Genomic DNA, 22,083 nt, shown 5'->3' on the forward strand with positions numbered 1-22,083 from the left:
AGAAAGTAGGAAGCGCATACATACGTTATGGAATCACAATGACTCTAATAGGTTAGGGGCCGCTGATCGATGGGAGAAAATACAAAGCTATGGTACGACCGTCAATCCACATTGAATACAGGGGATGAGCAAGAAAGCTGGAACCGGGCGCTGCCGATCGGAAATGGGAGACTCGGAGCTATGGTATTCGGCGATTGTCCCGTTGAACGGTTTCAAATAAATGAAGAGTCCATTTGGGCGGGTCCGCCAGTGCCTATGCACCAGCCAGAGGCGAAACAGGCGATTCATAAAGCCAGAGAGCTGTTGTTCGCGGGCAAAAGTGAAGAAGCAGAACAGCTGGTTCAGGAGAAGGTGCTTTCTCCGCATACAGGCCCAAGAAGCTATCAGCCGTTTGGAGATGTATGGCTTCATGATCTGGGAGCTTCCAATGCAGAAGCGATAAGTGAATACAGACGCGAGTTGGACCTCGATACGGCAGTTGCAACCGTTTCTTACCTGCAAGCGGGAGTTCATCATTTCCGCGAGGCATTCTCAAGCGTAAATGATCAGGTGCTTGTTATTCGATGGCATACGGATGGCCAAAGCGAAATCAACACAAGGATTGATTTGACAAGAGGTGAAGACACTCTCGCCGAGGTCAAGAATGAGGATTGTCTGATGCTTGCCGCGCAGGCTGCTCATGGAACTACGCATCTGGGCGTGAAATTCACTGGTTTGTTAAGGGCGGTAGCGGAAGGAGGCACGGTGAAGCCGGAAAAGGGAACCCTTCTCGTAAGCGGTGCCACGGTTTTAACCTTATACCTAGCGATTCGCACCGATTATCATTTTGACAATCCAATGGAGCCGCTTCACCACAATTTATTTGAGCTGTGCGAAGAAGATCTGCAGAGAGCCATGAAGAAACCTTACGAACAATTGAAGAGAGAGCATATAGAGGAGCATCAGCGGCTGTTTCGGCGCGTAGAGCTTGGGCTCAAGCATTCAACGCTTGCGGATTCCGTCCCGACGGACCGGAGACTGGAAGCTTTCCAACAAGGCGGTGAGGATCAAGACCTGATTGCTTTGTATTTTCATTTCGGAAGATATTTGCTGATCTCCTCAAGTCGTCTGGGCAATATGCCGGCTAATCTTCAAGGCATTTGGAATCCGCATATGGCAGCTCCTTGGGACAGTGATTATCACATTAATATTAATATTCAGATGAACTATTGGCCTGCACAGGTAACGAATCTAGCGGAATGCCATCTTCCTTATTTCAAGCTGATTGAAGGGCTGGTTGAGCCGGGCAGGAAGACGGCACATGAAGTCTATGATTGCCGTGGCTTTGTAGCGCACTACACGTCTGATGCATGGTTATTTACAGCTCCGGTTGGCATGGTCAACTATGGCATGTGGCCTATGGGAGCGGGCTGGTGTGTTCGCGATTTCATGGAATATTATCGATTTACCGGAGACAGGGCGTTTCTGGAGAAGCGTGCTTATCCGATCCTTAAAGAATCTGCACTCTTCTTCCTGGACTGGCTCGTTCGGCATCCAGAAACAGGGGAGTGGGTATCGGGTCCTTCTTCTTCACCGGAAAATTTGTATGTAGCATCGAATGGCAGAAGCGCGGGGCTATGTATGGCCCCGGCGATGGACCAACAGATCATATGGGATGTATTCGCCTGTGTGGTTGAGGCTGCTGGAGTATTAGGCATAAGCGATGAATTCACCGAGCAAGTGAAAGCCGTTTGGCAGGAGCTGGCCATGTCCGGTATAGGAGCGGATGGCCGTCTCTTGGAATGGTATGAGAATGTAGAAGAGGTCGAGCCCGGCCACCGCCATATTTCTCACTTGTACGCTATTCATCCAGGAGCACAATATACCTATTCATCCACTCCTGAGCGAATGGATGCCGCACGCAAGACGCTGGAATATCGGCTGCGGCATGGGGGCGGACATACCGGCTGGAGCCGTGCATGGATCACCAATTTCTGGTCGCGTTTGAAGGACGGCGAGCAGGCTCTTGCTAATCTTGAAATGCTATTGAAGAAATCGACGCTTCCTAATTTATTCGACAGTCATCCCCCGTTTCAAATCGACGGCAATTTCGGCGGAACGGCAGGCATTGCCGAGATGCTTCTGCAAAGCCACGGGGATGAAGTGGAGCTGCTTCCTGCGCTGCCAAAGGCATGGGAAGAAGGAAAGGTGAAGGGGCTTGTCGCACGCGGCGGGTTCCAGATCGATATGGAATGGCATAATGGCATGCTGAAGCAATGCCGAATTATTTCGGTCAATGGAGGAACCTGCAGGGTAGCTTACAATGCTCAGAAGAAGGTGTTGGATACCGAAGCGGGTGCGGCTTATGATATCGAATTTTCAGAAGGCGCAAGCTAATATGTAGAATAAGCCGAGTGAGAGACAGGACAATTCCTGCATCTCACTCGGCTTTTGTTTCGTTCATGCATGCTCCTGCAGCTTGATTTTCCGATAATCGGAGGGTGACCTGCTTACTTTATATGGTTAAAAGATATGAAATAGGGGGCAGTCGTATATGCTGCTTATCGGCGCTATAATAGAGAAAAGAGGAGGCTGCGAAATGAGTGGATTCATTGACCGATTGCGCAAAGGCTATGGCAAAAAATTAGTGTCTCTACATACGTGGAACGGATGGATTGTTGTTATTTTGGCATTGACCGGGCTGATACTCGTTGGCGGCTTCTGGCGCGGTGTACTTGGCGAGGGAAGGGTATGGCTTAAGTGGCTGCATATTGTTGTCGGCGTCGCTTCGATCCTGCCTGTGATTTATTATTTGGCGCTGGCAGGCAAGCATTGGAAGCAGCTTAAGCAGAAGCCTTGGCAGCGATTCAATGTGCTCGTCGTACTCGCTTTGCTGCTCGGTTGGTTCGGGTCAGGCGTGCTGCTCTGGCAGTTCAGAGCGGTTGGGCCCAGCGTATCTAATACGGCTTTGGCGGTGCATGATTTGCTTACGTGGATCGGCCTTCCTTATATCATTTATCATTCAATTACACGGGTCAAATGGCTTAAGGAGCCGAATCGTCGCACAATAAAGAGTGAGAGAGCAGCAGCGGAACTGCATCCCGCAGGAGCACCGCAGTCCCTTTATACGCGCAGGGCATTCATTCGCGGTGCGATTGGCATTGGCTTAGCTGTCACGGTTGGGCCTTCGTTTCTAAAGTGGCTTGGCAGCTCGCTTGGCTCCATCGGGGGCGGTCAAACCATAGATAAATTAATCGAAAATGATACTAATGAGCTGCTGCCGGCACCGGATCCGCTTCCTGATTCCGCCCCGCCGATTGGCGGCGGTGCAACAGGCAATTTCCGCGTATATACGGTAACGCCGATCCCTTCCTTCTCGAATGATAACTGGTTCTTTACGATAGACGGACTTGTAAACCAAGCGATGAAATGGGATTGGAAGCAGTTTGTTGCCCTGAAACGCACGGTGCAGGTTAGTGACTTCCACTGTGTGACCGGCTGGTCCGTATATAAAAACACATGGGAGGGTATACCGCTCAAGGAGCTGCTCAAGATGGCAGGTGTACAGTCTGGTGCTGAAACGGTGAAGCTTTACTCGGGTGATGGTGTGTATACGGATACGCTAACGCTTGAGCAAGCTGACATGGACGATGTCATGGTTGCGGTTATGCATGACGGCAAGCCGATTCCAAGCGACCTCGGCGGTCCCGTTCGGCTGGTCGTTCCGAAGATGTATGCATACAAATCCGTGAAATGGCTGAATAGAATTGAGCTCATTGACGAAGAGCATACGGGCTATTGGGAGCAGAGGGGGTATTCGAAGGACGCATGGGTATGATTAAACTAGCTGTGGGGAAGGTGCTGCTGATGAGTTTGAAGAACCGTGTGCATCGGACGTTTACGATAGAGCTGGAGCCTGGAAGCTGTATAAGAGGGAATATTAGGGTGAAGGAGGATGGTCAGGCAAAGCCAGTTCTCCTATTTGCTCATGGCTTCAAAGGCTTTAAGGATTGGGGCTTCATGCCTTATGCTTCTGAGCAGCTCGCTCATCTGGGATTTGCGGTTATTACGTTTAACTTCTCACATAATGGAGTTGGATTGAACGAGAGTGATTTCGATGAGCTCTACCGCTTCGGTGCGAATACCTATTCGCAGGAGCAGAAGGATCTAGCGGCTGTCCTTGCAGCCGTGCTTGAGGGCACCCTTCCGCTGTCGGAGCAGATGAATAAGGAGCCAATATTTTTAGTGGGACATAGCCGGGGCGGCGGCAACAGCGTACTGTTCGCGGCGGAGCATCCCGAAATACGCGGCGCTGCGTCATGGAATGGGATAGCGGATGTCAACTTGTTCGGCGATGCATTCCGCGAGCAGGTGCTGCGTGATGGAGTAGGCTATGTTGCGAACGCAAGGACGAAGCAGCAAATGCCGATCACGGCAGCGTTTTTCGAGGATCTGGATCGCAATCGGAGCGATTCGATATTGTAAGCCGCGCGGCGGAGATGGAAACGCCGATACTGTTCATTCAGGGCGAACAGGATTCAGAAAGGCTGCTTGAAGGCTTTCAGCGTCTGCGCGAAGCTGCTCCGCAGCACCGCTTCGAGAAATTGGCGGGTGCAAACCATACATTCGGGACGGTGCATCCTTTTGACGGAACGACGGATGAGCTGGAGCAGGCTATTGCGCTGACGGGTGAGTTTTTCTCTGGGCTGTTGGGTAGAGATTGTGAGGGCATATCGTAGATGGCATAGGCATCGCATAACACCGTATTCACGCATTGTGAGTGAGGTTTCTATCAATCACCTTATCCTTCCAAAAGGAGAGAAACTGATTTGCATTTCCAATCGTAATTAAATTAAAATGTATCGAAAAAATATATAAGAGGAGGTCGTTCAATTGAAAGCACTTGTGTTTAATACATTCGGAGGACCGGAAGTACTAGAATATCTTGAAATTGCGGATCCGGTTATCGAGCCTGATGAAATATTAGTAAGGATGAAAGCAATTGGATTGAATTTTGCAGATGTTTATAGAAGAAAAGGGAACTATCATCTTGCTGGCAAATCCCCGTTTATTTTAGGTTATGAAGGGGCGGGAGTCGTTGAAAAGACGGGAGCTAATGTCCAAGGAATCAGTGTTGGCGACCCTGTTGCATTTGCCGATGTCCCATATGCTAACGCGGAACTAGTGGCTGTTCCGATGGAAAAGGCAATTCCTCTTCCAGAGACCATTACATTTGAAGAGGCGGCTTCCGTATTGCTGCAAGGCTTGACTGCCCACTATTTAACAAAAGATAGTTATGCGGTTAAGGAGAATGATATAATTCTGGTTCATGCGGCAGCAGGGGGCGTTGGACAGCTACTCGTCCAAATTGCAAAGCTCCTCGGTGGAAGGGTCATTGGTTTAACCTCCTCTATGGAGAAGGCGTCCGCAGCTAAGAAAGCTGGAGTGAATCAGGTTTTCTTGTACTCGGATGATTGGAAGAGAAAGGTTCTAGAGGAGACAAACGGAAAAGGTGTGGATGTAGTCTATGACTCAGTAGGCTCCACGCTCGAAGACAGTTTTGCTGCAACTCGCATTGGGGGAACGGTCGTATTTTTTGGAATGGCAGGGGGCGACCCTACTCCAGTTGACCCAAGAATGTTGATGGATACGTCAAAGACTTTGACTGGTGGGGATCTTTGGAATGTCCTTACTTCCCGTGAGGAACGGGCAGCCCGTTCAGCCGAGTTGTTCCGCTGGATAGAAGAGGGGAAAGTAACGGTATCTGAGCCTACGGTATTTGCACTGCGAGATGGCCGCAAAGCGCATCGTTTTCTAGAAAGCCGCAAAAGCACAGGGAAAATTTTATTAAGACCATAAAATGATAAGCTATGTTGGCGAAAAGGGAGACGTTCTCATGTTTTGAATCGAGAACGTCCCTTCTTTTTACTTTCGTTTGAACATATAGGAAAAGAAATCAGGTTGCACCCTTGCATGCCTTTTGCCCTTATTCACCCGCAGATGACTCCGGAGTGGCTCTGTTGCATTGAGGTGACAGCAAATCAGGACTATCGAGAGCAAAGGTTGGGCCAAGCGAAGCCAAAAAAAGGTCCGGCAAAAACGTGAACACCTGAAGGGAATGGCTTATTGCTCATATAGGAAACCTCATTTAGATGCGCTGAGGGGAACCGTACCATAAGTTAATCATGAATAAAGCGAGGAGGATAAATTTACTATTACTGCATTTCTTAATGAAGACGATGAAAATGGGAGTATAACTGTTTCGCTCGGTCTATTATTGTAAATATCTGGTTTATCATTCTATTAGATAACAAAACGCGTATATAAAATATATCTGGAATTTATGGTAATATAGTTTTGATAGATTACCATTTTATTTTATGGAGGCGCTTACTTATGGACCAACAGTTGCAGCAAGAGGGGTACTTCGGGGAATTCGGAGGCAGCTTCGTTCCGCCGGAATTGCAGGAAGTGCTAAACTATTTGAGCGAGCAATTTTACAAGTTCAGAGACGATCCGGATTTCCAAGAAGAGCTTAGCTATTACCTGCGTGAATATGTTGGCCGCAAGAGCCCGTTGACATATGCGGAGCGGCTGTCCAAAGCATGGGGAGGACCCAAAATTTACTTGAAGCGCGAAGATCTGAATCATACTGGGGCGCATAAGATCAACAACGCCATTGGTCAGATTCTGCTCGCCAAGCGGATGGGCGCCAAGCGAATTATCGCTGAGACTGGCGCTGGACAGCACGGGGTCGCTACGGCAACGGCTTGCGCAATGTTTAATATGGAATGCGTCATCTATATGGGAGCCGAAGATATGCGCCGCCAGGCGCTCAACGTGTTCCGGATGGAACTGCTCGGTGCTACTGTCGTACCGGTGGATAAGGGGCAGGGTCGACTGAAGGACGCAGTGGACGAAGCGCTTGGCGATCTGGTTCGCAATTATAAAAATACGTTTTATTTGCTCGGCTCGGCGGTTGGACCACATCCGTTTCCGACGATGGTTAAGCATTTCCAGGCGGTCATCAGCGAAGAGTCGAAGCAGCAGATTTTGGAGAAGGAAGGTCGTTTGCCTGATGCGGTGGTAGCTTGTGCGGGCGGCGGCAGCAATGCGATTGGTGCATTTGCTCATTACATCGACGAGCCGAGCGTTCGCCTGATCGGCGTTGAACCCGATCAAGCCCCGACCTTAACGGAAGGTGTTCCAGGACTGATCCACGGCTTCAAGTGCTTGGTGCTGCTGGACGAGGAAGGTCAGCCGCGCAAGACGTATTCGATCGCCGCGGGGCTCGATTATCCGGGCATCGGGCCGGAGCATAGCCACTTAAAGGTGACGGGGCGCGCCGAATATGCGACTGTTACCAATGAGGAAGTGCTGGAAGCGTTCCAAGAACTTTCCCGTACGGAAGGTATTATCCCTGCCCTGGAGAGCGCGCACGCGGTTGCCTATGCCAAGAAGCTGGCGCCGACAATGGATCAGGATCAGATCCTGATCGTTAACCTGTCCGGCCGCGGAGACAAAGATGTCGAGCAAGTATTTCAGATGATCAAATAATAACAACCGCTGACTGCATCTATGCGGGATAGGGTACGGGACTACGAGAACGGTCGCTATTGCAACTAAGTGATCTAGAATAAGGAATAGCAGGCCGGGAGCCTCCTCAATGGAGAGACTCCCGGTCTTTGATTTATAATTGGCTGAAGCGCACCATTGAAGATTGGAATCACACCATATACTATAGATATGAAGGCTAACGGAGCAAGCTAAGGCTAAAGGTTCCATATTGGATTACATAAATGAACGAAAGAGGCGAGTCAGAATGAATAACATCGTGTCGTTGGAATGGCTGAAGGAGAAAATGGGTGAGCCGAAACTAGTCATCGCGGATTGCCGTTTTCGTTTGGACGATCCCGATGCGGGACTCAGAGCGTACGAGGAGTCGCATATCCCGGGGGCTGTTTATATGGACCTGGAGAAGGATCTGTCCGGCGAGGTCGAGGAACATGGCGGACGCCATCCGCTTCCGGATATTTTTGCAATGACGGTGACATTCGGCAGGGCTGGCATAAGCGAAGATTCGATTGTGGTCGCCTATGACGATCAAGGCGGAGCGATGGCTTCACGGCTGTGGTGGCTGCTGAAGTATATGGGGCATGAGCAGGTCTATGTGCTGGACAACGGCTTCTCGGCTTGGACCAAAAAAGGGTTGCCGGTAGCAACCGAGAAGGAAGTGGTCCAGCCTGCGACGTACCTTGCCACGGTGCAGCACAATATGCTAGTGGAAATGGATGAGGTTAGGGAGCTGCTGGGCAGCGAGGGAGTAACGCTTATCGATTCGCGCGAAGCTCCTCGCTACCGCGGCGAGGTCGAGCCGATCGACCGCATCGCAGGCCACATTCCGGGCGCGATTAACCGTTTCTGGAAAGACAGTTTAACGGAATCCGGCGCGTGGAAGGACGTCGACGCTCAATCTGATCGGTTCCGTGATCTGGACAAGAACGGCGATCTGATCGTGTATTGCGGCTCCGGTGTTACGGCCACGCCAAACGTCATTGCGCTACAGGAATCAGGCTTCACGAAAGTGCGCTTGTATGCGGGGAGCTGGAGCGATTGGATTTCGTACGAGGAGAATCCGATTGCGACGGGAGAAGAATAAGAATCGAGAGGCCGCGTCACACGCGGGTTTGGGGGCTGTGACAGGTTAGGAGTAAGTGACCTGTTGCAGCCCTCTTTGGGCTTGCCGTTCAACAGCTTGCAAACAAGAAGTCGAGGAAAGTGGTTGCAGGAAGCCCAGAGCCAGCCACAACAGGGCGGTCGGGACAGGTTGTTCTTGAATGCTTGTCCCCCCTTCTCAGTCCGTCCAGAACAGGAACTGTGAATCCTTTCGTGTGGAGCAAGTGCAAGATCTTCATACGGAGCGATTCGATTGCATTTGGTGACGTCCCCGGTATTTCGATTCGCAATGGTTTCTTCTGGTAACAACGTAGCAAAACTTGCTCCGCCAAGCTTTCGTCACGACTTCCGTTCGCTGCCATACTATGACAAGTGGCAATCAACCGGAGCAAAGATGCACCCAAGTGACTGCTACGATGCTGCGATTTTTCGGTTTAAGGTGTCCGTCAGGCATAAAAGCCTAGCTCTTCAGACAGGTTTTCGAACCCGTTAATTTACAGATGAGATCCCCCACTTGCATCAATTAATTGACCAGTGACCCAACGGCTGTCCGACGAGGCCAGAAAGGCAGCAATATCTGCAACATCTTCAGGCTCCCCCCACCTCTTGAAGGTTGAAAGACCAGCGGCAGATTTCTGTCCATTGGGATTTTGCAACGTCCCGGCATTCATCTCTGTATTAATGATGCCAGGCTGGATGGCGTTCACCGTAATATTACGGCTCCCAAGCTGTTGAGCCAAGACGTGCGTAAGCGTGTCGACTGCACCCTTCGACATGCTGTAGGCGAAAACACTGGGGGAGGCCACACGTGTTACAAACGAAGAGATATTGATAATATGGCCTCCATCTCTCAGACGCGGTAAAGCTTGTTGGGTAACAAAAAGCGGTGCTTTGACATTAATGTTCATGACCTCGTTGAAAGATTCTTCCGTCGTCTCTTCAAGAGTTACAATTTGTCCGATTCCAGCGTTATTCACAAGAATGTCAAAACGATTATCGCCTGTACGTTCCCGAAGGGCTTCATCCAAAGTCGCATATAAATCATGAATGCCGTTAAGGGTACTTAAGTCAGCACCGATCGCGAATGCGGCACCTCCGTTGCGCTCTATCTGATGAACAACTTCCTCTGCTTCATTTTGTCTTTTTCCATAGTGAACTGCAACTACTGCGCCCTCCTGCGCCAGACGCAACGCAATGCCACGACCAATCCCCCGGCTTGCACCGGTTACTAAAGCGATTTTACCCTTCAACTTACTCATGCCTTCATCTCCTTGTTTGGAATTCATGGTTAATTATATTGCAAGGTGACGTTTGAAATATTGCTCTCTCATTCGGAATTCATGTTTATCGTCAATAGCCTACGGGAAGCTAAACTAACGGAACAAGATAGTTCAATTGTGATGGCTTGCAAACAACCATTCAACACCCTGTAAACAGTAGCATTGTAGCCCATTCACCCTTCTGGGTACTACCTTGCTTCACTTGGCCTTTTGTTGGCGTTCCGTTCGGTTTGGTTCAGCCACAGATGGATGCCTCGCCTTGGCTCAAACCATACTGTTCCACCAGGCCCGTCCTCCACGGGCTTCTTTCTCCACAAGTCCTCTCAAGCGTAGCCAAGGGAGGTCGTTGCACATGGGCGCTGGCATATCCTCCGATGCATTCTCGCCGTGCTGATCAGAACCCCTACTTTTCGGCATCGGAACCTTCCAAGCATGGGGGTTCGTGAGGATAACGAATCTATTTCTATTCACATATCCGAAGCCGACCGCCTTTGAAGCGATCTACTGTGCTCATGAATCGTGTTAGCAAACGGCTCCTGAAATCAATCTCCGACTACGGCTTGTCATACTCCCCTACATATCTGACTTCACCTGTGTCAAGCCAATCGTTCCAGCTACTTTTTACCCGCCTGAATAAAGAGTCCCTCAGTCATGAATAATACCTTAAAGGGGGGAAGGATATGGGAAAAAACATATTGGTCACATTGATTTTCTGTATGCTTATCGCCGGGGGATTGGGCGCTTGTACAAACAAGGGAACCGGGTCGCAAGGAAAAGGCGGGGACAAGCCGTATGCGATACAGGAAGAGAGACGCTTGAGTATCAAACAACAACAAGGTACCGAACAGTGGAGAAGTATCGCCGACTCGATCATCGCCGAAGGGGTGAAATATATGGGAACCCCCTATGTATTCGGAGCAGAGCGGTTCAACGACAAAACGTTCGATTGCTCCTCTTACGTCCAGTTCCTCTACAACAAACATGGCATTGCGCTAGGATACAACTCGCGAGAGCAGGCCCTGCAAGGCATCGAAGTTCCGTTTATCAATTTGCGCAAGGGGGATCTGATGTTTTTTTCCGATGAAGATTTCCCGAACGAAACGGGATTGAACAAAGTTCGGCACGTCGGCATCTATATGGGTGACGGCAAAATTCTTCATACGTATGAACCCGGAATTGGGGTAGTCGTCAGCAATATTCATCATGACGAGAAAGAAGAGGAATATTGGTACCAAAATTATTTATTTGCCAAGAGGGTCATTCCGGATTAACGAAAGAAAAAGTTCGGGCATTGATTCCAGACCGATTGATTATTATAAAACAGTACTTGAAGGATACAGATCCGAGACCGGAATCGAAAATTCGATGCTAGATAAGCTGCCGTTGTTTATCCAAGTAAACCTCATGGAAAATATTATAGATGCATTCGAGGTCATGCGGAACAAAGGCGAAGAGCCGGATTGCGATGAAGAGTTGTCAAATCGCATTAAATGGTTGGAAAACGAAATCCCTTATATGGGATTTTTCCATGAAATATACTCATGCGAAGATCCCTTTGGGTATGATAAACGAAATATTTAGTCTTGGAAGGGCCATCCCGCAATAGGATGGCCCTTGCCGTTACAGACAGCGCGGAGAACCGTATCACAAATAGTGGTAAAGCGGAGATTTGAAGTTGTCATTGATGCTCAGTTAGTAAATTCTAACTGATCTCACGTAAAAGAAGAGCCCCATTTCTGGGGCTCTTCCCTTTCAATACGTTGTGATTGGGCTTAGCGGTTAGCGATAGTGATAACTTCATCTCAATGCGCGTACCAACAGTAAACTTAGTATTCACCCGAATTTAATTATTTAAGGCGACGGGTCAATACCCAGAATAGAAGAGCCAAAGCACTGACAATTGCACCTAACAAGCACACTCCGTTCCAGCCTGAGTAAACATAAATACTGGTAGATGCGATTGACCCGATGGCGCTGCCAATGGAATAGAAAATCATGTAACCAGCAGTAAGCCTACTGCGTGCCTCAGGGCGCAAAGTAAGGATCATGCTTTGGTTGGTGACATGTACGGCCTGTACTGCCAGGTCAAGAAGGACAATACCGACGACTAATGCGAGAAGTGAATGTTGAGTGTAACTTATTGGCAACCATGATATAAGCAATAGAATCAATGCCGCGCCTGTGGTCCTCTGCCCTAAACCTCGATCGGCAAGACGACCTGCTCGCGCTGCTGCTAACGCTCCAGCAACTCCAGCGAGACCAAACGCTCCAATCGCAGTATGTGAAAGAGAAAACGGCGGAGCGCTGAGAGGCAGCACTAGGGAAGTCCAGAATATACTGAAAGCGGTAAAAATCATCAAGGCTAGTGCAGCACGGATTCGCAGGATTCGTTCTTGTGCGAACAATGTAAGCAGCGAACGAAGCAACTGTAGGTAGGATAATGATTCTCTTTTGTGCTCATAATGCGGCAGTACCCTAAACAATACACATGCCATGATTAGCGTTAATATCGCAGAGACAAGGTAGACAGAACGCCAACCGGCTAAATCCGTTAATACGCCAGCGAAAGTTCGCGCCAGTAGAATACCAATTACGATTCCACTTGTCACAACACCCACGATACGCCCACGTTCGGCTGGGGCAGCCAAAGTTGCCGCGAATGCAACGAGCGTCTGTGTCACTACGGCAAGCAATCCAACCGCGGCTATGCCTATGAATAACACCATGCTGGTGGGGGCGATGCCAACCACAATCAAAGCCAACACGGATACTAGCATCTGTCCAGCGATCAGCCAACGTCGATTTAATAAGTCGCCGAGGGGCACTAGCAATAGCAGTCCAAGTGCGTAACAAACTTGAGTGATTGTAATAACAATGCCGACGGATGAATGAGTAATACCGAACTCGTTTGAAATAGCGTCCAGCAAGGGTTGCGCGTAATATATGTTGGCGACTGCCAGTCCGCAAGCGATCGCAAATAAGAGTGCAACATTGCGAGACATTAAAGATGCGGGCGCTGAATCTGATGCTATAAGCGCCTCTTGAGCTGGTTCAACGTGTTTGCTTGTATAATCCGCGGTAATGACTTTCGGTTCTTTAACAAACTTCCCCAAAGATAACGCCTCCTTAAATTTATGTTTATCAGATTTATAAAATAAAATACTGATCGGTATGAAATGTTGCCTGATAAATATAACTCTAAAAAAAGATAACTGTCAAGAGATTACTGTAGAGGACAGCTGAAATCGAGCGAGAACACTTTTTATTCTGCTATCATGTGAGATCTAAGAGCTGTAAAAGCTTAATCTTATTGACAGGATAATCTTCAATTAATATAATTATAATATACCGTTCGATATGAAAAGAGGGGGTTGCTTATGGCTCGACGACGCGAATTTGATGAGGAAAAGGCATTGGATGCAGCTATGCAACTATTTTGGGAAAAAGGGTTCGAAGCTACCTCTTTAAGCGACTTGACATCAAGAATGGGCATTCAGCGTCCAAGCATATACTCCACCTTTGGAGACAAAAAAGGATTATTTGAAGCTGCTTTGCGAAAATATACGAGTTCCCATGCTGCCTATGTTCGCACCACTCTTCAAAACAATTCTTCTGTTAAAGAGGCATTCCGTGCCTTTTTTGAAAATATGGTGGCAAAAGAATATGAAAAAAGTCCGAACTGGGGGTGCTTTTGCATCAATTCGATGGTGGAACTTGCGCCTCATGATGAGAAATTTGAAATCCTAACAAGAGAACATCAGATGTATCTCTCGGTAATATTCCAAGAAACGATTGAACGAGGTTTGCGCTCAGGTGAGCTTGATAGCGGTATTAACGCGAAGGGTTTAGCGCAGACACTAGTCATATCGGTAATAGGACTTACTGTGTTCATGAAATCTCGTCCTGAGCGAGTATTTGTTGATAATTCTGTAAAAGAAATACTTACATTGTTAAGATAGAATCGAAAAATATGGGAGTGCCATTATGGTACCGTGAAGGGATCCGTGTTCAATTGGATCGCAATGTAGGTGTTTCTTAGACATGTTCGCTAACGTGGCAATCATTTGCTCTGTTAAAAATCGTCACATCATTAAACGTGAAATGCGATTTCAAATAAAGAGAAGCTACATCAACAAAGCCACTCCATTGTTTGGAGTGGCTTTGTGTCTATAAAGAAATGTGAGTCTTAGGGTCAAATCGAACTTTATCCTTCGATACAATACGGTGAACCGTCCAGGTGGTCTTCCTAAAGACCACCTGCTTCCTCTCTGAACTTATTCCATATCCAATCCACCATACTGTTTCGCTATATCCAGAGCCATTTGCTTCACTTTTGCGGCCATATCGGCAGGCTCAAGCAGGGTTACATCGGTCATATAATGAAATACAGTACGAATCAGCCAACGTTCATTCGAATAGGTCGTTCGCACAAGAATCTGACCGTCCGGCAATCGTTCAATATCTTTTTCATCGAAACGGTCCATGACAGATACGGCAGCCGACGCTTTGAACTGAAGGACAACTGCAAACCTCTCATTTGCCTCATGGATCTCAGGTGTCTTCCATCTGTCGTTCAACTGCGCAAGCGATTCCGCACGACGTATGAAGGTTTCGGCATGCAAGATCAATTCCCGAATCCGCGTCAGCTTAAATATGCGATAATCGTCGCGCAAGCGACAGTAGCCGTGCAAATACCACGCATAATTCTTGAGCACAAGCGCCATCGGTTCGACTTCGCGCTCCTGTTCGCCGCCCGTTCTGCTCGTGTATTTGAAGCGGATGAGCTTTCGCTCATTTAAGACCTGGCGAAGCGAATCGTAACGTTCTTGATCCTCCTCGCTATTTTTCCAAGGGGTAAAGTCGATATGAATACGGTCTCCTTCTCCGGCCCGGCCTTGCTCGGCTTGCGCCACCATCGCGCCAACCTTGCTGAGGAGGAGATCCATATTCGATCGATCGTAAGCTTTTGTAGACTCTAGACCGCGAAGCGCAGTGGAGAGGGCGGTCAGTTCGTCGAAGGAGAGCAGTTGCCGATCCAGCCGGAAGCTGTCCATAATCTCATAACCGCCCTCCATGCCGGTATAGGAGACGATGGGAATGCCAGCCTGACCAAGCGAATCGAGATCGCGATAAATGGTGCGCAGAGATACCTCCAACTGATCCGCCAATTCCTGCGCTTGCACCCGCTTTCGATTGAGCAGCAAAATCGTTATGGTCATTAACCGTTCAAGCTTCATGGTCATCTCTCCTAAGTCGGCATGATGCAGCCTGCCGATATATGAATTAGTGTGCGGTTGCGTATTCATCGCTTTCGGCAGCCGGGTCCATCGTATCCCTTGTCATCAGGAATGCCGCAATCAGCGCCAAACCGGCGGGAATAAGGCTCCAGGCAAAGGTTGCTCCGATGGAGCCGGATAGTCCGGCGGTAATGGCATCCAGAAGCTGAGGATCGACAGATTGGCGCAACGCCGGGTTCAGCAGCGAATGGGGATCACTTAAATTTAAGTCGGCCGGAACCGGTATGTCGCCTTTGCCAAGCGATTCGGTAAGCTTGGAGAGCAGGCCATGGCTTTGGACAATTCCGAAAATGGTAATGCCAAGCGCCATGCCGAGCGAACGATTGAAATTCAAAGTTGCGCTTGCCGCCCCGCGCTGCGCCGCCGGGAACGAATGAAGCACCGCAGTGCTTAATACCGAGAAGGAAGCGCCAATCCCCAGACCGATCAGAATCATAATCCCTGTAATCGAAAGTCGAGAAGATTCTACCGTAATTTGCGAGAGAAGAGCAAGTCCCATCAGAAGCATGACCAGCGTCCCGATCATAATGGTCCGGTATTGCAGCTTCGTCATCAGAATACCGCCAAGCGTCGCGGTAACAACCGAACCAACCATCATCGGCAATAAGGTCAGCCCCGAATTGGAGGCGGAACCGCCAAGCACGCCCTGCACGTAAATCGGTATGAAAATCGCTGCCGTCATATACGCTGCGCCGCTGAGCATGGCGACCAAATTGCTTGTAGTGTAGAGTCTGCTGCGGAACAAGCTGAACGAGATGATTGGCTCCGCCGCTTTTTTCTCAACGAGGACAAGCAAGAAAGCGAGAACCGCGAAGCCGGCGAACAACCCAATAATTTGCGGGGAATCCCAGGCATACGTTTTGCCGCCCAACTCAAGTCCAAATATAAGGCAGACGACAGCTCCTACGAGCAGAACCGAACCCGCCCAATCAATTTTTTGCCGTGAGTGCGTCGCCGACTCCTTGTAGAACACGGCAATCAACAGCAAGGCAATGAATCCCAGCGGCAAATTAATGTAGAAGATCCACGACCAGTTGAGATGATCGGTGATGTAACCGCCGAGCAGCGGACCAACCACACTCGACAGGCCAAACACGGCTCCGAATGCACCCATCATTTTTCCGCGATCCTTGGGGGGCATTACATCGAACAATATCGTGAACGTAATGGACACCATCGCCCCTGCTCCGACCCCTTGCACAGCCCGATAGAGGCTTAGCTCAACGATGGATTGCGCCATGCTGCATAACGCCGAACCAATCATAAACACGATAATCCCGAAAATGAAAAAACGTTTGCGTCCATACATATCGGACAGCTTGCCGAAGATCGGCATGCAGGCCATTTCCGCGACCATATACGCTGTGGTGACCCACACAAACTTGTCGAGTCCTCCCATCTCTCCGACGATCGTGCCGATTGCCGTTGATACAATCGTGTTATCCATAGACGCCATCAGAAGTGCAAGCAGCAGTCCTCCAACGATTGCTGTTAATTTGTTTTTCATATACTCCCATTCCCTTCTTATACCTGAGTTGATTGGTGAACAATCATCTGAACCCATCATAAACAATCCTTGTTGACATCTGTCTGTCAGGGAAGAAAGGTTTGTTTGGTATTTTTTTAATAAGGATGCGGAAGTCCGGACAAAATAGATCACTATAATGGATCTAAAAGCAAGTTGCAATTTTACGTTGTAACGTAGGTGCCCAAGCATAGGTGCAATCCTTAACGGCACCTCAGAAAGATGCCGTTATTCGCTTTATAGATGATAAGATGAACCGTACCATGAATAGGGCGAAATTATTGGTAAAGACTCCTTGCTGGGAGTGGAATGAACAGTCATGCGACTTTCAGAAATATGAAGAGCAACTGGTGAGACGGCTAATAGAAAAAATAACTGATAGAAGATAAGTTTAAGTTTACCATTGAGTTTAAATCAGGATTACTTTTTGAAATAGATATGTAATGTTGATTTATCCACTGGATAAGGGGTTATTACTCTTAATTGATGGTTTTTTTTCGTATGATACACAAAGCGATTTACAAGTTCAGAGACGATCCGGACTTCCAGGAAGAGCTTAGCTATTACCTACGTGAATATGTTGGTCGCAAGAGTCCGCTGACGTATGCGGAGCGGCTGTCCAAAGCATAGGGAGGACCCAAAATTTACTTGAAGCGCGAAGATCTGAATCATACTGGGGCGTATAAGATTAACAACGCCATTGGTCAGACTCTGCTCGCCAAGCGGATTATCGCTGATACTGGCGCTGGACAGCATGGGGTCGCTACGGCAACGCCCTGCGCTATGTTTATTATGGAATGCGTCATCTATATGGAAGCCGAAGATACGCGCCGCCGGGCGCTACTGTCGTACCGGTTGATAAGGGTCAGGGTCGACTGAAGGACGCCGTAGACGAAGCGCTGGGCGATTTGGTTCGCAATTATAAAAATACGTTTTATTTACTCAGTTCCGCGGTTGGCCCGCATCCGTTTCCGACGATAGTTAAGCATTTTCAGGCGGTCATCAGCGAAGAGTCGAAGGTGGTAGCCTGTGCGGGCGGCGGCAGCAATGCGATTGGAGCGTTCGCTCATTACATCGACGAGCCGAGCGTTCGCGTGATCGGCGTTGAACCCGATCAAGCCCCGACCTTAACGGAAGGCGTTCCGGGCATGATTCACGGCTTCAATTGCTTGGTGCTGCTGGACGAGGAAGGTCAGCCGCGAAAGACGTATTCGATCGCCGCGAGGCTCGATTATCCGGGCATCGGGCCAGAGCATAGCCACTTGTTCCATGATCTGGACAAGAACGGCGATCTGATCGTGTATTGCGGCTCCGGTGTCACGGCTATGCCGAACGTCATTGCGTTACAGGAATCAGGCTTCACGAAAGTGCGCTTGTATGCGGGGAGCTGGAGCGATTGGAGTTCGGTGGAGGGGAACCCGGTTGCGGTGGGAGAGGAATAAGGGATGAAGTGAGCATAGCATTATATCAATTTTGAATACATCGCCACTTGAGGTAGTTACCTTGGGCGATGTATTTTATATGATCTAAGTCAAATAGGAGTCAACGTGCACTACTTGAAACCATTTCCACATAGCCTTAAACCGAGCGCACTTTGATGTAAGCATATTGACACTATGAGATTCGAACTTCATTGTCTAAGGTTTTTATTAGTTGAAGTCAACGCATTCGAATGTTTGCAAGAAAAAATCAATCTAGAGTCAACAACGCATACAAAATAGGGTAAGGAACGTCGTTTAAGGTGCGTGTAATTGATAACATTATATGGATATGGGTTTGCTCGCACGTTGTATACGACCGAGAAGAGGAGTTCGCACGTTGTGTGTGAACTCCTCTTCTTTATTTGCATTCCCAATTCTTACTGCGTTTCTTTTTGACTAAAAATATAAATAAAGATGAAGGGCTTGAGTGTGCGTTCGCTGACCATTCCCTATTTTCTGGTCATTAACTTTGAGTTCCCATCTCCCGATATTCTTGAGGAGTAACGTTATAATATTTTTTAAATACTTTATTAAAATAAGGTGGATTTTGGTAACCAAGCTTTGTCGAGACTTCATATATTTTAGCATTCGTGTTTTTCAAATAGTAGGATGCCTTCTCCATTTTTAACCGAAGGAGATAGTCACTTAAGTTTTCGCCAGTCTCTGATTTATATGTTTTAGAAAGATATACTGGGTGTAAATAGACATGATCCGCAATGACTTGAAGCGATATATCTTCCTCTAAATGATTTTCTACAAATTCTTGTATGGATTGGATAACAGATGATCGACCATGTTTGAAATCTTTTATCGTGTCATCCATTAGTATTTTCAACGCCTTGTTCGACCAATTTTGAAGAATGGAAACCGATCGAAATAAAGAGGGTGAAACCATAGGCTTGAAATGCTCGCCTAAGATATCCTCTAATCTTTTTCCGTTTTTGTGGGCGTAATAGGTAAACGCTCCAGAAATGCCATAATAAATTTCCAAAATATGCTCTTGCGAGTTTCCGTATCTATTAACCAACTCTTCAAACACGAATGATAACTTTTCGAAGATGGCTTCCCATCGGCCTGTGTCGAAAAGTTGTAGCAGTGACGGAGGTTCGTAAAAGCTTTGAATGGTTTGGAATTCAATTGAGGCGTCTTGCTCCATTGATGTTATAAATAATTCATGATCTTTGCCTATCCGTTTTCGAATGGTTGTAATGCATTCTTGATGCAGAACAGGTATATCAAGCGGAAATAGCCCCCAATTGCTCACCATCATCGAAATTGTACCCTTTAAGTACTTTTTAACGGAAGTCTGTAATTTTAATGCGGTCTCATGCAATAAACTATTTTTTATATCCACCCAATCATTACGTTCTTTCAATAAATTCTCTTTATGAGATTTATATTTAATCAAGAAGACAAGATAATCTTGAGAATCTTTTCCCCAAAACAAATCATAATTTTCTTTAAAAATTTCTTCAGCAATGTTACCTATTGCAAACTCAAAGAGGGCGAAATTCCTATCATGGCTTGAAAAATCTTGTTCTAACCGAACAGCAAGCATAGTAAAGTCTTGATGTAAGCCAAATGGAATTTCTAAAAGCGCCAATTTATCAAGCAAATCTTCGTTAGAAAACTTTCTTCCATTCAATAAGTCATTCAAGAAATTTGCATGTAAAACTGGTTTATGATGTTGGAGTGTTTTCATGACTCGTTGTAATTCCACAATTTTTTTATATTCTTCTGATAACTGTTTCGTTATTCCACTAATTGTATTTAAAACTTCCTCATCACTTACTGGCTTTAGTAAATAATTGACTACCTGATTGGTAATGGCTAGTTTAGCATATTCAAATTCCGCATACCCCGTTAACAAGACACACTTTATTTTGGTATTCATTTGATAAATTTCTTTAATTAACTCTAAACCCGACTTCTCGGGCATTCTAATGTCGGTAATCACAATATCTACAGTGTGAGTATTTATGATTTCTAGAGCTTGCATAGCTGATGTCGCTTGATATACGGTATGAACTTCTACATCAGTCCAGGGAAGAGTAGTTGCTAATGTTTCGACTACCGAGAATTCATCGTCAACGATTAATAGGTTATACACTATAGTCACTCTCCTGTTTGTTTTTTCCAAACTAACGAGATTTTTAAACCACCTAAAGCGGAAGAGGAGCAATAAAGCTGGCTATTACCGCCGAAGCGAATCTTCATTCTTTGGTTGATATTCCATAAACCGAAACTCGTTCCAGGGTTATGGAAGTTTATATGTTTCAGTAATTCGTCCAATTGTTGATCGCTAATTCCGGTGCCGTTATCTTCAATAATGATTTGATATTCATCGATCAATGATATTCCCCTCAATTTAATGAGACCTTCCCTCATTTTAGGCTCTATACCATGAATGATTGCGTTTTCAACGATAGGTTGAAGCAATAGGCGCGGTATTTGAAGATTCATCATGTCATCGGGGAATTCTATCTCATATCGGATCCGGTTTAATCGCAAATTATGTATATTTAAGTAATTTTCGATCATTTCCAATTCTTCTCTAATTGAAGTTTCGGAATTACTCAGTTTAGTAGAATATCGATAATACATCCCCAGATTTAATGACATGGCCACGACTCCTTCTTCATTCCCCAATCTAGCATTGTTTTTAATGAAAAATAAGCAGTTATATAAAAAATGCGGATCTATTTGCGACTGCAACAGCCTAAGGCCAGCTTCTTGCAATCGAATTTGTGATTTGTAGTCTGTTTCAATGAGCTCCTCAATTTGTTGCGCCATATGATTAAATTGGTCATTTAAAAATTGGAATTCGTAATTAGAAGTTCGATCCAAACGGACGGAATAATTTCCTTTTGCGACCGCTCGCAATCTTGAGACTAAGCTTCGAATGGGTAATTGCACATTTTTATAAAAAATAAATGAGGCAAGAAATGCCAGTATAACAAGAACAATTAATGTGGCATAAAAGATTTGAAGGCTTTTTGTAATCGGAGCCATTATATCCTCTACGGGAATGTAATTGAATAAATACCATCCAAGTGTTCTGGAAAATTCATACATGACCATATGTTTTTTTTGATTTAAAACAACAACTTGACTGCCATTGACTTTGAGATTCGTAAGATCGAGCTGATTCAATAAATCTTCGGTAAGTGATTGATTGGCTGTAGAGTTTAACAGTAATGCCTTGTTTTCATGCGAGAAGAAGAATGGATCTCCTCGTCCGTCGGTCTTAATCTTATTAAGTATGGCCTTAATATCATCTGTAGGCAGGACCAATTCAATGATTAATTCATGATCTGTGCGATTTGGGTTATCAAATTTCTTTCCCACGATATCAAGTATAAAATGGCCATCTTTTTCATTATCCGTGTCTATGTACGTCCAGCGTAAAGATAATGGATTTTGCAGGTTAACTTCGTCATAGCTAATCAAACCATCCATGAAAAATGCTTCCTGTTTTTGAGGAGCGTAAATGGTAATGTGATGTTTCCAAGCGGCTGAAGCATTGTTCAGCTTTATTTTCTCCTCAAGATTTAAATATGTTTTCACTCGGTCATATGGGTTAACAAACGGCCGAGCGAATTCACGGACAGCGGAGTCGCTGATTAATGTGACGGCAAAAGTAGACAATTGATTTATATTAGCGTCAATTTCACTGTTTATTAAAGATAAGTAGCTAAGATTATTTAACTGTATCTCACTTTTTAACACTGAATTACCAGTATTCGTTAAATAAGCAGTTAAACCTATGATAGGTACAATGAGAGAAATAATCAGTAAATTTATCTTAGAAAAAAAACTTAATTTAATTTTCACAACATCCTTCC

16 protein-coding genes and 1 pseudogene are annotated in these 22,083 nt (G+C 46.6%); 11 read left to right on the plus strand and 6 right to left on the minus strand.

Going from position 1 to position 22,083, the window contains the following annotated elements:
• Positions 1-69 precede the first annotated feature (69 nt).
• The 7 genes from CEF13_RS02600 (at position 70) to CEF13_RS02630 (ending at position 8,638) form a co-directional block, all read left to right on the plus strand.
• Complete coding sequence (locus CEF13_RS02600; protein WP_102709285.1) at positions 70-2,376, plus strand: glycoside hydrolase family 95 protein; 2,307 nt, start codon at positions 70-72, stop codon at positions 2,374-2,376.
• A gap of 202 nt (positions 2,377-2,578) precedes the next feature.
• Complete coding sequence (locus CEF13_RS02605) at positions 2,579-3,817, plus strand: molybdopterin-dependent oxidoreductase (RefSeq protein ID WP_102716170.1); 1,239 nt, start codon at positions 2,579-2,581, stop codon at positions 3,815-3,817.
• Positions 3,814-4,464, plus strand: coding sequence for an alpha/beta hydrolase family protein (locus CEF13_RS02610; RefSeq protein ID WP_243864682.1), 651 nt, complete (start codon positions 3,814-3,816; stop codon positions 4,462-4,464). Before CEF13_RS02605 ends, CEF13_RS02610 begins: the two co-directional genes overlap by 4 nt.
• 14 nt (positions 4,465-4,478) lie before the next feature.
• Positions 4,479-4,718, plus strand: coding sequence for a hypothetical protein (locus CEF13_RS29115; RefSeq protein WP_243864681.1), 240 nt, complete (start codon positions 4,479-4,481; stop codon positions 4,716-4,718).
• 154 nt (positions 4,719-4,872) lie between these two features.
• Positions 4,873-5,838: a quinone oxidoreductase family protein gene (locus CEF13_RS02615; RefSeq protein ID WP_102709286.1), complete on the plus strand. Its 966-nt coding sequence runs from the start codon at positions 4,873-4,875 to the stop codon at positions 5,836-5,838.
• A 537-nt stretch (positions 5,839-6,375) separates the two neighbouring features.
• Positions 6,376-7,536, plus strand: coding sequence for a tryptophan synthase subunit beta (trpB, locus tag CEF13_RS02625; RefSeq protein ID WP_102709288.1), 1,161 nt, complete (start codon positions 6,376-6,378; stop codon positions 7,534-7,536).
• Positions 7,537-7,801: 265 nt separating this feature from the next.
• Entirely contained in the window at positions 7,802-8,638 is an 837-nt protein-coding gene (locus tag CEF13_RS02630; RefSeq protein WP_102709289.1) for a sulfurtransferase, read from the plus strand.
• 511 nt (positions 8,639-9,149) lie between these two features.
• On the opposite strand, the gene CEF13_RS02635 is transcribed toward CEF13_RS02630, so the two are convergent.
• Positions 9,150-9,914, minus strand: a complete 765-nt coding sequence (locus tag CEF13_RS02635) for an SDR family oxidoreductase (RefSeq protein WP_102709290.1) — start codon at positions 9,912-9,914, stop codon at positions 9,150-9,152.
• Between the two features lie 701 nt (positions 9,915-10,615).
• On the opposite strand from CEF13_RS02635, the gene CEF13_RS02640 reads away from it, so the two are divergent.
• Positions 10,616-11,206 (plus strand): C40 family peptidase, encoded by a 591-nt coding sequence (locus CEF13_RS02640; RefSeq protein ID WP_243864680.1) that lies wholly within the window; start codon positions 10,616-10,618, stop codon positions 11,204-11,206.
• Between the two features lie 576 nt (positions 11,207-11,782).
• Here CEF13_RS02640 and CEF13_RS02650 read toward each other — a convergent pair.
• Positions 11,783-12,937 (minus strand): MFS transporter, encoded by a 1,155-nt coding sequence (locus CEF13_RS02650; RefSeq protein ID WP_102716172.1) that lies wholly within the window; start codon positions 12,935-12,937, stop codon positions 11,783-11,785.
• Between the two features lie 375 nt (positions 12,938-13,312).
• Between CEF13_RS02650 and CEF13_RS02655 the strand changes: the two genes are divergently transcribed.
• Positions 13,313-13,894 (plus strand): TetR/AcrR family transcriptional regulator, encoded by a 582-nt coding sequence (locus CEF13_RS02655; protein WP_102709291.1) that lies wholly within the window; start codon positions 13,313-13,315, stop codon positions 13,892-13,894.
• A gap of 315 nt (positions 13,895-14,209) precedes the next feature.
• On the opposite strand, the gene CEF13_RS02660 is transcribed toward CEF13_RS02655, so the two are convergent.
• On the minus strand, positions 14,210-15,172 hold the full coding sequence (locus tag CEF13_RS02660) for a helix-turn-helix transcriptional regulator (protein ID WP_102709292.1): 963 nt from the start codon (positions 15,170-15,172) through the stop codon (positions 14,210-14,212).
• A gap of 46 nt (positions 15,173-15,218) precedes the next feature.
• Positions 15,219-16,739, minus strand: a complete 1,521-nt coding sequence (locus tag CEF13_RS02665; RefSeq protein WP_102709293.1) for an MDR family MFS transporter — start codon at positions 16,737-16,739, stop codon at positions 15,219-15,221.
• A gap of 540 nt (positions 16,740-17,279) precedes the next feature.
• On the opposite strand from CEF13_RS02665, the pseudogene CEF13_RS02675 reads away from it, so the two are divergent.
• Together CEF13_RS02675 and CEF13_RS29120 are read left to right on the plus strand one after the other, a co-directional pair.
• A pseudogene (locus CEF13_RS02675) lies at positions 17,280-18,022 on the plus strand (pyridoxal-phosphate dependent enzyme); the annotation flags it as partial.
• Between the two features lie 33 nt (positions 18,023-18,055).
• Positions 18,056-18,199, plus strand: coding sequence for a rhodanese-like domain-containing protein (locus CEF13_RS29120; protein WP_244917141.1), 144 nt, complete (start codon positions 18,056-18,058; stop codon positions 18,197-18,199).
• A gap of 502 nt (positions 18,200-18,701) precedes the next feature.
• On the opposite strand, the gene CEF13_RS02680 is transcribed toward CEF13_RS29120, so the two are convergent.
• Together CEF13_RS02680 and CEF13_RS02685 are read right to left on the minus strand one after the other, a co-directional pair.
• Positions 18,702-20,348 (minus strand): response regulator transcription factor, encoded by a 1,647-nt coding sequence (locus tag CEF13_RS02680; RefSeq protein ID WP_166742863.1) that lies wholly within the window; start codon positions 20,346-20,348, stop codon positions 18,702-18,704.
• Between the two features lie 5 nt (positions 20,349-20,353).
• Complete coding sequence (locus CEF13_RS02685; protein WP_102709296.1) at positions 20,354-22,072, minus strand: sensor histidine kinase; 1,719 nt, start codon at positions 22,070-22,072, stop codon at positions 20,354-20,356.
• Between the last annotated feature and the right edge of the window lie 11 nt (positions 22,073-22,083).

The sequence above is a fragment of the Paenibacillus castaneae genome, from assembly GCF_002884445.1.
Taxonomy (GTDB): Bacteria; Bacillota; Bacilli; order Paenibacillales; family Paenibacillaceae; genus Pristimantibacillus; species Pristimantibacillus castaneae.